Here is a 14,517-nt window from a genome sequence, read left to right as displayed (position 1 = left end):
ATTCAGATTAAGTCTTTGCCTGCATAGGAAGCCCCGTAAACCACATTCATTCACACAATCAACAACAAAAACTAATAAAAGTCCATATCCCATCTAAGTCATGTACATACCGATTTGCTTGCTAACTTCGTATGGCGGGTTTACGCTGACATTCACGAGATCGATTGCTCTCTGAATTGAGTAGGCGTATAGCCCGTGACCTTCTTGAACATTCGCGTAAAATAGAAATAATCGTGATAGCCCGCTTTCTCGGCGATTTCATTCACCAGGCAATTCGTCTTCTCCAGCAGCTCGCAGGCGTACGTAATCCGCAGCTTCGTCATATAAGAGGTGAAGGTTTCGCCCACCTCCTTCTTGAACAGCTGGCTTACGTAATTCGGGTTAATGAAATATTTCTGCGTCAGGCTTTGGATCGAGATGTCGCTGCGGAAGTTCTCATGGACATCCTGCAGAATCAATTTGAACGTTTCATTGCCTGTTTCCTTCACCGTATATTCCGGATTCTTACGGATCATCTTCAGCGATACGGCCTTCAAATAATCGAGCATATCCGATAAGCTTCCGAACGTTTCCATCAGCTGCTCATAGCTGAACAGCATCCCGTCCCGCTCATCATCATTCAGACTGTATAAGAAGGAAATCACGACATTATACACGTGCAGCGCATGCTTGATGGTATATCCCTCTTGCTGGAACAAGACCCCGACTTCGTCAAAATACCGGCCCAGCACCGTGAATTCTTTATTGCCGATCGCCGCCCCGAGTTTCTTGATCGCCTTGTTCATCGTTCCCTGCGAAGCCTCTCTGTGCCGGTAGACCCCTTCAGTACCCGCAATGAAATAGTGATCGGCCAGCAAGTTTGCGCTCTCCATCGCACTCTTGAGCATGCGGGGATCGTTGAATTTGAAGCTGATGCCGACACACTTCAGCCCGTCCCGCATGTCGTTTTCCAGCTCACGGGCCACCTTCTCCAAGCGTTCATATTCCATGACGTATAGCATTTTTCTCTTGCCGATCTTCAGACTGAACGCATGATCGATGTGCGGGAACTTGCCGATCCCGCCCGCATCGCAAACCATCGCACCCGCCTCATGCTCCGCATCGATCCGTATTCCGTGCTTTTCGAACTCGCGCTTGACCGCATCGGAGCTTCCTTCGCTCTCCTCGGCCAGCATTTGGAGCAGCAGCGTTTCCGAGAGATGCTGAGCGGAGTCCAGCGTTTTCTTCAGCTTCTTCAGCACATCGGCAATTTCTTGCTCATCGTAGGGCTTCAGGCAATACATCGAGGCACCATAATTCAGGGCCCGCTGTGCATAGACGAACTCCGCATAGCCGCTGACGACTACGAATTTAGGAGGGTCCGGCAGCTCGCCGCCTTTCTTAATCAACTCAAGCCCGCTCATCCCCTGCATGCGAATATCTGTAAATACCACATGCGGCTTGTATTCCTGTATAAACGCAAGCGCTTCTAATCCGCTGTAAGCCTCCCCAACCACCTCGAAACCATGACTGTTCCAATCCACGCTTGCCTTCAGACTCTCGACCACCCAGCTTTCGTCATCAACAATAAGCACTTTATACATTCAAAGTCCCCCTTGCTGGCATCACCAGCTGTATTTGCGTACCTTCGCCAACCGTGCTGTCGATTTCAAGTCCATAGGCACTGCCGAATGTGAGCTTGATGCGGTTATTGACGTTGGCCAGCCCAATACTGGTTGCCTGTGCGTCATCCCGATTCCGGATATCCTGCCTTCGCTCCGTCAGTGCATTCCGGATATACTCCAAGCGCCCCGGCGTAATGCCTAAACCGTCGTCTTCGACCGTAATCACCAGTTCCATCTTCTCATTCACAACACTTCTAATAACGAGCGTCCCCTGTTCATCCTTCGTTTCCAGTCCATGAAATACGGCATTCTCGACTATCGGCTGGAGAATCATCTTCGGGATCTGGCAATCCAGTGCTTCACCCGAAACCTCATAGCGTACGCGGAAACGGTCGCCGAATCGGATCTGCTGAATGTACATATACGACTCAATAATTCCCATCTCCGTCCGGAGCGACACCATATCGCCCCCTTTGATGCTGTAACGGAAAATTTGCCCGAGTGACTTGGCAATCTCACGAATTTCATTCACACCTTTAACCGCTGCCATCCCTTTGATCATTTCCAGCGTATTGTACAGAAAATGCGGGTTGATCTGGCTGCGCAGAAACGAAAGCTCCGACTTATTCTTCTCCAGTTCCGCCTCGTAGAGCATCGCGTTCGTCTCCAGCAGTTGATGCGTTAAATTGTCGACCTCATCCAGCATGCTGTTTAATTCATTAGACATGACGGTTATTTCCGCATAGCCCTGCAGATGAATCCGATTCTTCAGTTTCTTCAGGTCGCCTCTCTTGATGTTGCTGATAAAGGACATCAGCTTCTTCAACGGGAGAAGGACATTGTTAATAATCAGCATAAACAGCGCGAACATAATAATGGCCCCGAAGATAAACACAGCCAGCTCCAGCTTGCGGATTTTTTGAATGTCACGCAGAAGCTCCGCTACGGGAATCATGCTGACGATCATACTGCTAATCTCCGGCAGATCTTCCGTCTGTACCACATAGGTCTGCCCATTCACCGTCATGTTTCTCGGTTTACCGGGTGACGTTTCATTGGCTATCGTGACATCCATCTCGCTGCCGACTTCTTCCGGATTGCTGCTGGAGATGATTTTATTATCGCGGTCCACTAAGAAGGATTCCGTTGCGAGCTGATTGGTAATCGAACCGGACTCGCCAATCAACGCCGTCGGGTCGATGACGAAAAATAACGTGCCAATGACCGAGTTGAACCGATCTCCCGACTGAAACGACTTGATTTTCATCCCGACCAATATGCCGTTCTCCGTCTGGTAAGCGTCTCCAAAGTTTTGCAGGCCGAAATAATGGATGGCATCTTTGGGTGAAATCATAGAAGCAAATGGCCCCGTCCACTTCTTCCCGCCGTACAGATCGTACCATCGCCCGTCTTCGCCATGAATGACGATGTCCAGAATCCCTTCCTTCAATGTCCTCATATTGATGAACAGGCTGCTGATTCTCTTGGAATACTCGTAAATCTGCACGATATCCGGTTCGGTTAAATAATTCTGCACGTCATTGTTATAGGCGATATTGGTCATCAGACGATCGATGACGTCTTTGTTCGAGTATACGGTCTGTTTGATCTGCGCCATCATATCCTTCGTATACTGATCATTGTTGCTGCCGATAATCCCAGACATTTGAATATAGGTGATCATAATGATGAACAGCATAACGGCTGCGATCGAAACGGCGATGAACGACAGCTGCGAGCGAATAGATAATCGACGGTAAAATGCCACTGCATGCTCCCCTATCCAATTAGCGGTATATGCGGTATATAGGAATATAATGATTTTATACCATTTTGCCGTGAATGGGGCAGAATGCTTTACTTCAATAAACTTTTCCTTTACTATTTGCGAGTATAGAACCTCATCAAGGAGTGAAGAGATGATCCGCATCAAGCCATTCGTTGCCTTGTTTCTAACAACTGCGCTAATCCTGACAGCCTCGGGATGCAAGAAAGACAATGAACCGATCGCGGAACCGCCGATCGATACCACCTCCGATAACGGCAAACATCTCGATATCTCCGTATCGTTCTGGGGTATTGGCAGAGCGTTTGAGAAGAACGACGAAGTTCTGCAGAAAATCGAGCATGACTTCAATATCACCCTGCAACCCGTCCAGGTCAGCTGGGCCGATTACGAGGAGAAGTTCAAGGTATGGGCGGCCTCCGATAAGTTTCCCGATTTGTTCGCGCATTCGATTATCAATGATTCGCCAGGCATCTACTCGGATTGGATCAAACAAAAGCTAATCCGGCCGCTGCCCGAGGATTTGAGCCAATATCCGAACGTATTCGAAATCGCCCAGATTGCCGATACGCGGGCATTGCGCAGAGATAAGAAGCTGTATATGCTTCCCCGCAACGCCTATCCGACCAATGATCTATGGATGCTGGAACGGGTCGTCTTCGTCCGCAAGGACTGGATGGAGCAGCTGGGTTATCAGGATCCGAGTAATTTCAACGAATTCTCCGCCATGATGAAAGCGTTTGCCAAAAAGGATCCCGATCGCAATGGCCTTCACGATACGGTTGGGCTGGCCGCTGGGAGCATCAACTATCTATCCTGGGTGTTCAGTCCGGCTTTCCCGCAATTTGCCGCCAGCCAATGGGTTCAAGAGGGCAGTCAATGGATTCCCTATTATGCCTCCAAAGAAATGAAGAAGATCGTCGTTCAGTTCCGCAAGCTGTATACGGACGGCGGCCTGGACACCGACTTCTTCCTGACGAAGGAGGACGACGCGGCAGAGAAATTCACGCAAGGCAAGGCTGGCGCGCTCGCTTATAAAGCAACCCCGGACAGCTTAAGCAGCATGGTGAACATGTGGAATAAATATAACCCAGGCAAGGACTTCTATGATTCGGTGAAGATCTTGCACTTATGGCCGGCAGATGACGGTAACCGGTATTATTATGTGGCCCCCACCTATTGGACCGAAAGCTATTTCAGCGCCAAGCTGGATGACGATAAGATGGATCGCATCTTGAAATTATACGATTATCTGCTTTCGCCTGAAGGAAAATTGCTGATGCAGTATGGGATTGAAGGAAAAGACTACGTTAATTTCGATGGTAACATTGTGATTACACGGCCTCGTGACGAGAAGACAGAGAAACCCGTCAGCATTCAAAAGCTGTATCCCTCCACGGAAATATTGCGTTCCCTCGCTGCTTGGGGGCTGGAACGTTCATACCGGTTGGACGACCTGAACAAGCTCAGGTATGGGGAGAAGAATATTCAAGCCAGTCTCGAAGAGATGAGATGGCTGCTCAATAACGCGCGCGCGACACCGTTTATTTATTCGATTATTTCGCTTTCCACCCCGAATAAAGACAAACTGAGCGCGGCCATCAATCCGCAGGAGGATTTGATCAAGGTAGCGCTCAGCAAGGGCGATCCGGTGAAGATGTGGCAGGAGATCGTTGCACGATATAACGAGCTGGGATTGCAGCAAGCCATTAAGGAAGTGAATGAGAAATTGCTTCATCCGGATTGATTGCGTGTAGTGAGTAAACGAAAAATGACTTGAGCAAAAGGAGTGTGAACGAGCTAACCCTGCTGCGCAGGCGGACTGAAGAATGAACGAGCAATACCCGCTGCGCAGACGGAATGAAGAATGAACGAGCAAAACCGCCGTGCAGGCTGAAGAGGGAATGATCAAAGCCCGCTGCGCAGGCGGAATGTTCTTCCGATCGCTGTTGTTCCCGGATTTCCTTGAATAAATGTTCATAGGTTGAAATCCGGGAACAAAGGCGACCGCTGACGCTTCTTCAGAATCATTCCTCCCGCTCCGCTCCCCATTCGTTCAAACTGTGAGCATAAGGGCCGTAAGCATAGATTAAATCTTGCACCCTTCCGGCTGATGCTCCGGCTGCTCCTTCACCACCGTACCGTCATTCTGGCGAATCCACGTATCGAATTTCCGCTCCCCTGCCTGCAGTTTAATTACACGTGCCCCTGTCGGAAAATAATCATTGCGAACACCATCAACGTAGCTGACATACTTCGTTGCACGGCCATAGCATAGACGGATCCCATGTAACGTTCCATGAAAATCATTCGCATGGTCGTGGCCGACAAAAGTGCCCATGACATCGCCCATTTCCAGCATAGCCGTGAAGAAGCCTGAATTGACCTGAGGGGAGGCGCAATAACCGTCCAGCCGATGCCCGTAACAAACATGGTTATCCCACACCTCATTATATTCAGGCAGCGGAATGTGAAAGAAGGCAAGCGCAGGCAGCGGGTTCCCGCCGTTCTGCTTGGTTAACGCACGAGATTGGGAGGCGTACCATTCGATCTGGTCCCGATGAATCCAATCATATCCGCCAACAGCACTCCCTTCGGGTGGATAGTCCCCGCTGTCCAAGAGATAGAGGGCAGCTCCCGCTTCGTTATCGCGGTTCAACACCTTCAGCACAAAGTTTCCGGCGCCGCTAAGGCCCGGCGGATCCTCCTCCGCAACGCAGAACTCATGCTCCAATTGAGCAGCATGCATCTGCTTTCGGGTTACGCTTCCTTCCGAATCGTGATTGCCGAATACAGCTGCCCACGGAACCTGGCTCTGTTCAACCACCGCAACCGCTTCGCGAAACGATTGGATCGGATCCTTGGTTCTCGCACTCGCAATGAGATCACCGGCGAACACGACCAGATCAGGCTGCTCCTCTCGAATAATCCGCTCCATCGTCGTTCGTGTCACTTGATCAAGCTCAGGTGATTCCGGGTCGTAATCATGCTCGTCGATAAACTCGACATCGGAGAACTGTACAATTACAAACGTGCCATCATCGCGGAATTTCAACTCTCTTTTCATATCGAACTGCCTCCCCCAACCATTTGAACGACTGGCAAGCTTCCACTATTTATCTATTATCCACAAGATTATAATCTAAGTTCCCTGTGGTTTCAATTGTGTTTTATTGCTTTTAATCGGTTTTAGTTGTTTTTATATACAGAAGGCCATCTCTACTGCCTTCTCAAGCGCGGCGTCCCGCTTACCATAATAATCCTCCCGCGTATAGGAAACCTCGCGATTACACGCCCGTTATCCTTGAAGGGCATGATGAAATCCTCTGCAGCGGATCCCACATAGCGATTAGCTAAGACCATAATCTTCCCGTGAAAATGCGTTCCTTCCTTACTGGGCTCCGACCAAGCCGGGTGCCGCTCCGTATAGCTATAATCCGGGTCAAACCGAATGGTTAAGGCTGCGTAGATGGCAACGGGGCTCAAACGAAAACGGAAATGGCCTCCAACGAGAATTCTTTCCCAAGCGTCTTTTTTAAAAACAATGGCTAGTTAAAGTTCTAAACAATAAGAACTTCAACTAGCCAATTACTTTATGGCGTTACAAGCTCATGGTGATGCCCATTCAGCTCGATTCTATAAATTCCAATCGTTTTTCTTCTTTCATCAGAGCTTAGACCGCCAAAGCGTTGATAGCCAAATGTAGTAATACCGTTATCAGTAATTGGCCAGTCATAGACCTTAGCTAATGTGTCAAAACCATAATAAAATCCAGGCATACCTAAATAATCAGTAGACCATTGTCCATTGTTAAACGTTGCAGACTTTAAATTGCTTGTTTCTTGAGGATTGGGAATACCACGCCCATATCTCATCAAATAATAGACATCGTTTAAATATGTTTTTACCGCCTCTATCTGTGCTTTTTCAATCGCTACCCTTGTAATCTCTTCTCCTTCCACACGGTATAAAATAAACTCCTGCGTTGTGTTATAGGCATAATTCAAATAAAAATTGCCCATTTCTGTTTTAAACCATATATTCCCTTGTCGAACCGAGTTTTTATCCTCAATCCATTCGTAATAAACAAAAGGCTTGAAATCATTAAAATTATTGCTAAATAATAATTGACCGTTTTCTTTAATGACTGCCATAAAACGATCACTATAGACAATGGACTTTCCTTGGTATAGTAATTCAAAAACGCGGATGAGATTAAGGTTTTCGATTGCTGTGGCGTTAACATCCCTAATTATAATCAAGCTATATGGTTGAATGTCTGCATTTTTTAAATATAAGACTCTTTTATTAAATGCCTCACCCATATATCTTAAAGGAATATACGTTGTATTGTTATAAATGCTTGCAGCCACGTCCATTACGCTTGATTTACCGTTTATAGAAATATTTTTTTTTCCTATTTTCAAGAAAACGGTATTAGTAGCGTACTTAATGGTAATGGACTGTTCTTTTGTATTAAAATCTACCTTTGCACCAAATCCTTCAGAAATAAAACGAAGGGGTACTAGTGTACGTCCATCTTTCACAATCGGCTGAACGGCTGATACCCTCTGCCCATTTATAAATGCCATGGAGCTTTCAGGAGAAAGAATCATACTATTTTTCAAGTCGGATTCTGTTACATCTTCATAATAGTCATGAAGATTTTCCGCGTGTGCCGCAGAACCAAAAGTCAGGAATAATGTAAAAGTAAATAATGTGATGATAATTTTCACTTTCATTACTGCACCTCTCAATAATGAATATTTTATTTTAAAGATACATATATGTCAGATTTACAAATATATGTTTTATCCATATCGTACACTTTTCCGTCAGGGGTTGCTACCCCACTGCAAAAGAAGTTGGTCCCCCAAAAGAACTTTGGGGGACCGATATTGAATTTTTTATTTTAAAGATTTTTTAAAGATGTATATACGTCAGCGTTACCAATCCATGTCTTATCCACAATGTACTTTTTTCCGTCAGGGGTTGCTACCCCTAATAGCCATTCTTCTGTCGTTACTTTACTACCTGTTGTAAAGGCAACCCAATTATCTGAGCTATTTTTATATTTCATTTCATAAGCCCTCACTTGATCATGTAGAACACTCCATGTTTGTAGTGGTGGAGTATACCCTGTTGCTTGATAAGAAGCTATGATTAGCCGTGCAGAGTTCGTAACAAAAGTGACTGGATCATTGAAAGCTCTCATAACAACATCATTTACCTTGAATTCGAGCTTGTTCTGTGCGTTTTTATCAATTTAAATTGTGACAACAGCACCGTCAGCGTATAAGTTGCCACAGGTTGTTTCGCCTTCCCCATTCGCAAAAGCACGCCACTTTAATACACCATTCTCGCGCCTTTTCGATCAATCGAAAGGTTTCCGACATGATGTAAAGCCGTCTTTCCAGCGGCAATTTCTCTTCCATCTCTGAAGACCCCCATTATTGGTTTTATTTACCATATTCTGTTTAATAGCGGGAAATCCTTCAATCCCTAATCCGCTTGTTAGTTATTAACGATCTTATTAACAGAATGCACCGTCAGCATATAGTAAGCTAAGTAAATAACGACATATACCGCCATAGAAGTGATGATGGGAACAGCTACACTGCCGACAATAAGATTAATACTCGTTAATGCTTTTAAAATCATGGAACTGTGACCGATCCCAACGGCCAAGGGAAGCGCAAATACAAAGAATGTCTGTTTCGCGACTGAGGCGCGTACTTCCTTCCGGCTTACTCCAATCTTACGCAAAATATCATAACGAGCTTTGTCAGCATGTGCTTCCGTCAATTGCTTGAAATAAATAATGCTTCCGGTTGCGGCAAGGAACACGAGTCCCAGAAACCCCAGAATAAAAATATTGAGCCCGGCGTTCTCCAAGCCTTCCCGATACACTGTGTAGTAAGAGGACATCTGGACATCCTCCGCTGCCATCTTCGTCAGTTGATTGGTGACCTCCTTGGTCGTCTGCTGATCCTCTACCTTATATACCTTATAAATGACCGGGGAAATGTGCCTGGCTATTTCGTTGAAGACGCTATCGCTGACCACAATTGAGACATCCGGATAACTCCATCTTAGAACGTTCTCTTCCAGCAGGCTCACGAATGTGACGGTTCGCTTTTCTTGCGGGGTGATCAACGATATCGAATGGCCCTTATAATCGGACAACGTCAGGTCTCCCGAATATCTCGACCTTATGGCCGCCGCCTGGTTACCCGATAGCCCAACGTTCTCCTTACGGTTTAATGCCCCGGAAGCCTTATTGTACGCACGGGCAGAAATTAATTTTAACGGGAGCTCATCAGCCGGAAATCCAGACGGCACATAGCTCAACGCCGATACGTCGCCCTTTATCACAATAACCGGAATATCCATCTGGGCCATTACGGGATGCTTGGCATCTTCAGTAATGATCCGTTCCGCTTGTTGATCCAAGGATCCGCCCGTTGAAATAAAACTATAACTGAACGGCGCAGCCTCGTCGGCATTTTGCTGATTACTATAATACATGCTGTATCCTACACCTGCCGCACTTAACGTTACCGCGCTAAGTAATGCAATCATCGTAAGGGTGCGCGTATTTCCTGTAATACGAAATAACAATTGAGATGTATCGACGATCTTCATCCCCTTGTAATAACGGGATTTATTGGCTTGTGATGCTCGTAACAACCTTCCGATCGCAAAGCGGAATAATAAATACGTTCCTACAATCATTCCGCCTATAAAAAGCAAAAAGTTTCTGCCCATTTGCTGGCTTGTGACCATCGGTTGAAATGCAAGCCAATAGCTGCCCGACAGCAGAATGACAGCAATTACCGCTGCCGCTAGAGACGCTTTCGGAGCTTGCTCCCCTTCTTTATCCGCTTGAAATAACTCGATTAATTTGAATCGATAGATAAGCCGGTAAGCCCGGAACGATGTAAATAAAATAATCACGGCAAATACAAGGGTCGTATTCACAATCGCTTCCCAAGCAATACCGAAGCTCACCTCGATGGCGGAATCCAGCAGCTTCAAGAAAATCATCGTGAATAGCTTGGACAATAATGTACCGAGTGCAACTCCCGCCGCCAGTCCAGCAGTTCCCATAATCAGATTTTCGTAAAACAGCATCCTGCCGATGGTTTTTTTCCGAATGCCAAGCAGCGAATAAAGCCCTACCTCTTTCTTCCGCTTCTTCGTAAAGAACGAATTCGAGTACAGGATAAATACGGATACGAATAGAATCAGAACAATGGACGCGCCCATGAAGACAGATCTCATCACTTCCGAAGATTGCAGGCTTCCCTGGATTTCCTCGCTGTACTGCAAGGAAACGAACGTGTAGTATACGATGACGCTGAATATCATGGAAACGAAGTAGATCAGATAGCTCCTTAAGTTACCCCTGACATTCTTCTTCGCTATATCAAATAACGTCACTTATGCCACCTCCGAGTACAGACAGCACATCCAGCACTTTATTGAAAAACTCTTTGCGGTTCGCGTGCCCCTTCACAAGCTCTGTGAACATGCGGCCATCCTTAATAAACAGCACCCGCTTGCAATAGCTTGCCGCGAATGCGTCATGCGTCACCATCAAGATCGTCGATTTGTCTTGTTCATTCAAGTCTCTCAAGCTCTCGAGCAAATCCGTCGCCGATTTGGAATCGAGCGCGCCTGTCGGCTCATCCGCCAATATTAAGCTTGGCTTCGATACAATGGCGCGGGAAGCGGCCGTACGCTGCTTTTGTCCACCTGATATGTGGGTTGGATATTTATCGAGAATTTGACGGATGCCGAACTTATCCGCGATTTCATCCACTCTGCGCTCCAGCTCATGGATATTCATCTTCGCGAGGGCGAGCGGCAGCAGGATGTTTTCCCTCACGGTCAGCGTATCCAGTAAATTGAAATCCTGAAAGATAAAGCCCAATCGGTCCCTTCGAAAAATCGATAGCTGTTCCTCATTCATCTTCAAAATACTCGTTCCCGCAATAACAATATCGCCTGATGTCGGCTGATCAATGGTAGCCAGCATATTGAGCAGTGTCGATTTGCCGGAGCCCGACGGACCCATGATTCCGACGAACTCGCCTTCTTGTACTGTTAAGTCGATCTGATCCAATGCCGTATATACATTCCCTTTTCCACCGTAAACTTTGTTGACCTGCTTCGCTTCCACTACAGGTTGTATCATCAACTACTCCTCCGATCAATAGATTCTCATAGCGTTCTTATAGACTTTATTCTACGGAATTCAAACATGGTAGGGTCTTACAGCTTTCCCCGTTAACCTTACAATCCTGTCATGTACGCGGGTTGTATTGATTTCATTGACGACAAAGTGATATGTTGCTGGTATAGTCGGCTGGTGAGCGGAGGGATTAGTATGAAAATCATGATTGTCGAGGATGAGCGCACGATTGGCGATATGGTGGCGGAAGCGCTTGGCAAATGGGGATTCGAGACCGTACAGGTGGAGGAATTCGACCAGGTACTGCAGCTGTTTGTTAGAGAGAATCCTCACCTGGTCTTGATGGATATTAATCTGCCTGCATTTGACGGCTTCTACTGGTGCAATCAAATAAGAGAAGTCTCGAAAGTACCCATCCTATTCATCTCCTCCCGAAACACACCCATTGATATGGTGATGTCTATGAACATGGGCGGGGACGATTTTATTCAAAAGCCTTTCTACACGGATGTATTGGTCGCCAAAATTAATGCGCTGCTGCGCCGGACCTATTCCTATATGGGAACATCTCTGAATGTTATTGAACATGATGGCATCTTACTCAGCCTTAATGATGGACATATCTTGTCCGGGGAACAGAAGGCGGAGCTTACCAAAACGGAATTTACCATTATGAAAATTCTTATGCAGCATAAAGGAACCGTCGTTACCCGCAAAAAAATAATGCGCAGCCTCTGGGAGGATGAAAGCTTCGTGGACGATAACACGTTAACGGTGAACATGACCCGCCTGCGCAAGAAGCTCGCTGAACTCGGCAAGGCTGCCTTCATTTCGACCCGGAAAGGAGAAGGTTATATCATCTCATGAGCTATCTCCAATACTTGAAAGACAAACGCTTCTTCTTCGCCTTCTACCTCATTATAATGCTTTTTGTTTCCTTGATCATGCTTGTAAGCGCGAACCAAGGACATACCGCCAACAACATTGTGTATGCCAATGTCGGATGCTTCATCTTCGCAGCCTTATATATTACAATCGGCTATTATTACCGCAGAGCCTTCTACCAAACGATGAATGAGTTGAGCGGCGACGGTTATGGGCAAGCTGCCGCAGCAGCAGTGCCGCCGCCGCAAAATAATGAACAGGCACTGTACGTAGCGCTCATACAAAAACTGGATGAAACGAATACCAGCCAGCTGCAAAAAACGGCAGACGAAATACGGGACCATCAGGATTTCATTATGTCATGGATTCATGAGGTGAAGCTCCCGATTGCGGCAAGCCGGCTGCTTATGGATAACAGTGCAGGCAAATCGGTCGACTTTCTTATAGACCGATTAGAAGACGAGCTCGGCAAAATCGATAATTACGTCGAGCAGGCTCTCTATTACTCCCGCATCGACTCCTTCTCCAAGGATTATTTCATTACGGAAGTACAGCTGAGTCAAGTCATCAAAGATAGCGCCAAGAAATATGCCAAGCTGTTTATCAACAAGGATATCAGCCTGCATATAAACGAATTGGGACAGTATGTGCATAGTGACAGCAAATGGCTCTCTTATATTGTCAATCAAATCGTAGCTAATTCATTGAAATATACGCCTGAAGGAGGGCGCATTACCGTTAGTTTCGAGGAAGACGGTCAAGAAAAGCGGCTTCTGATCGAGGATAGCGGGATCGGGATTAAGCTGGAGGATGTAAATCGCGTATTTGAAAAAGGTTTCACGGGCTCCATTGGAAGGAGCCACGCGAAATCAACAGGAATGGGCCTTTATCTCGCCAAGAAGATGGCCTTGAAATTAGGGCATGAGTTATCCGTCTATTCGGAGGAAGGCGACTTCACAAGAGTCACGATTCATTTCCCGAAACTGCGAAATTACTATCGGTTGTAAGGTTATCGCTCATTCACCTTCACGAGCATTTTACCCAGATTCTTTCCTTCGAACAATTGTAGAAAGGCTTGCGGAACATGCTCGAAGCCTTCCACGATCGTCTCTTCATATTTCAGCTTGCCTTCGCTCAGCCACTTCACGAGATCCTGCAAGCCATCATTCGTGCGCGCGGCGTAATCGGCAAACACAAATCCTTTGATCAAGGAACGCGTCTTGATTAATTGGGTTTGAATACGCGGGCCCAGATCCTCATCGGTGCTGTTATAGGAGGAGATCGCTCCGCATAGAGGAATCCGCGCATAATCATTCAACAAGCTCATGACAGCATCAGAGACCGTACCGCCAACATTGTCGAAGTATACGTCAACCCCGTTCGGACAAGCTTGTTGAAGCGCGTCACGTAAATTCCCGGCCGTCTTATAATTAATAGCCGCGTCAAACCCGAGCTCCTTCTCCAAATACTGCGTCTTCTCGTCCGTACCCGCAATGCCGACAACCCGTGCTCCTTTAATCTTGGCGATCTGCCCGACGACCATCCCGACCGCGCCCGCCGCTCCGGAGACGACAACTGTCTCCCCTTCCTGGGGGCGTCCGATATCAAGCAGGCCAAAATAAGCTGTAAGACCGGTCAATCCAATGACGCTTAAATAGGCGGACAGCGGCGCGATTGAATCGTCGATTTTTCGCAGAGCTTTGGCCTCAACCACATTGTACATTTGCCAACTGAGCATCCCCAGTACCTTGTCTCCAACCTGATAGTGGTCAGACTTGGACTGAATGATCTCGCCTACGACACCGCCGGCAATCGCTTCTCCGAGCCGGTACGCTTCGATATACGATTTGCCTTCATTCATCCTGCCCCGCATGTACGGATCAACGGACAAGTAGATCGACCGAACGACAACCTGCCCAGCCTGCGGCTCCGGGACTTCCGATTCTCTGAATTCGAAATTCCGTTCAGTCGGCATCCCTTCAGGACGGGACAACAAGATGATGGTTTGGTTGCTTAAGCTGTTTCCCATATCGTCACACTCACTT

General features: G+C 46.9%; 11 protein-coding genes. 3 read left to right on the top strand and 8 right to left on the bottom strand.

Going from position 1 to position 14,517, the window contains the following annotated elements; all coding sequences use genetic code 11:
• Nucleotides 1-152: 152 nt before the first annotated feature.
• Both NNL21_RS21650 and NNL21_RS36585 read right to left on the bottom strand, forming a co-directional pair.
• Nucleotides 153-1,583: a response regulator gene (locus NNL21_RS21650; RefSeq protein WP_204820359.1), complete on the bottom strand. Its 1,431-nt coding sequence runs from the start codon at nucleotides 1,581-1,583 to the stop codon at nucleotides 153-155.
• The gene (locus tag NNL21_RS36585; RefSeq protein ID WP_204820360.1) at nucleotides 1,576-3,372 is read right to left on the bottom strand and encodes a sensor histidine kinase; all 1,797 of its coding nucleotides are present in this window, start codon (nucleotides 3,370-3,372) and stop codon (nucleotides 1,576-1,578) included. Before NNL21_RS36585 ends, NNL21_RS21650 begins: the two co-directional genes overlap by 8 nt.
• A 151-nt stretch (nucleotides 3,373-3,523) precedes the next feature.
• Here NNL21_RS36585 and NNL21_RS21640 point away from each other — a divergent pair, with 151 nt between their 5' ends.
• The gene (locus tag NNL21_RS21640) at nucleotides 3,524-5,137 is read left to right on the top strand and encodes an extracellular solute-binding protein (RefSeq protein ID WP_204820361.1); all 1,614 of its coding nucleotides are present in this window, start codon (nucleotides 3,524-3,526) and stop codon (nucleotides 5,135-5,137) included.
• 342 nt (nucleotides 5,138-5,479) lie between these two features.
• Here NNL21_RS21640 and NNL21_RS21635 read toward each other — a convergent pair whose 3' ends face one another.
• From NNL21_RS21635 to NNL21_RS21615, 5 genes are all read right to left on the bottom strand, one after another.
• A complete protein-coding gene (locus NNL21_RS21635; protein WP_204820362.1) occupies nucleotides 5,480-6,457 on the bottom strand; it encodes a metallophosphoesterase family protein in 978 nt (325 codons plus the stop codon).
• A 526-nt stretch (nucleotides 6,458-6,983) separates the two neighbouring features.
• Nucleotides 6,984-8,132 (bottom strand): copper amine oxidase N-terminal domain-containing protein, encoded by a 1,149-nt coding sequence (locus tag NNL21_RS21630; protein ID WP_204820364.1) that lies wholly within the window; start codon nucleotides 8,130-8,132, stop codon nucleotides 6,984-6,986.
• Between the two features lie 170 nt (nucleotides 8,133-8,302).
• Entirely contained in the window at nucleotides 8,303-8,470 is a 168-nt protein-coding gene (locus NNL21_RS21625) for a hypothetical protein (protein ID WP_204820365.1), read from the bottom strand.
• Nucleotides 8,471-8,904: 434 nt separating this feature from the next.
• Nucleotides 8,905-10,833 (bottom strand): ABC transporter permease, encoded by a 1,929-nt coding sequence (locus tag NNL21_RS21620; protein WP_204820366.1) that lies wholly within the window; start codon nucleotides 10,831-10,833, stop codon nucleotides 8,905-8,907.
• Complete coding sequence (locus NNL21_RS21615) at nucleotides 10,820-11,587, bottom strand: ABC transporter ATP-binding protein (protein WP_204820451.1); 768 nt, start codon at nucleotides 11,585-11,587, stop codon at nucleotides 10,820-10,822. The genes NNL21_RS21620 and NNL21_RS21615 overlap by 14 nt, the downstream gene beginning before the upstream one ends.
• Before the next feature lie 195 nt (nucleotides 11,588-11,782).
• Here NNL21_RS21615 and NNL21_RS21610 point away from each other — a divergent pair, with 195 nt between their 5' ends.
• Together NNL21_RS21610 and NNL21_RS21605 are read left to right on the top strand one after the other, a co-directional pair.
• Nucleotides 11,783-12,454 (top strand): response regulator transcription factor, encoded by a 672-nt coding sequence (locus NNL21_RS21610; RefSeq protein WP_204820367.1) that lies wholly within the window; start codon nucleotides 11,783-11,785, stop codon nucleotides 12,452-12,454.
• Nucleotides 12,451-13,479, top strand: a complete 1,029-nt coding sequence (locus NNL21_RS21605; RefSeq protein WP_204820368.1) for a sensor histidine kinase — start codon at nucleotides 12,451-12,453, stop codon at nucleotides 13,477-13,479. Before NNL21_RS21610 ends, NNL21_RS21605 begins: the two co-directional genes overlap by 4 nt.
• A 2-nt stretch (nucleotides 13,480-13,481) precedes the next feature.
• On the opposite strand, the gene NNL21_RS21600 is transcribed toward NNL21_RS21605, so the two are convergent.
• Nucleotides 13,482-14,501: an NADP-dependent oxidoreductase gene (locus NNL21_RS21600; RefSeq protein ID WP_204820369.1), complete on the bottom strand. Its 1,020-nt coding sequence runs from the start codon at nucleotides 14,499-14,501 to the stop codon at nucleotides 13,482-13,484.
• Nucleotides 14,502-14,517 lie beyond the last annotated feature (16 nt).

It is taken from the genome of Paenibacillus mendelii, assembly GCF_024498075.1.
GTDB lineage: Bacteria > Bacillota > Bacilli > Paenibacillales > Paenibacillaceae > Paenibacillus_Z > Paenibacillus_Z mendelii.
Note: the sequence above shows the minus strand (reverse complement) of the source record. Positions and strands in the feature narration are given on the sequence as shown.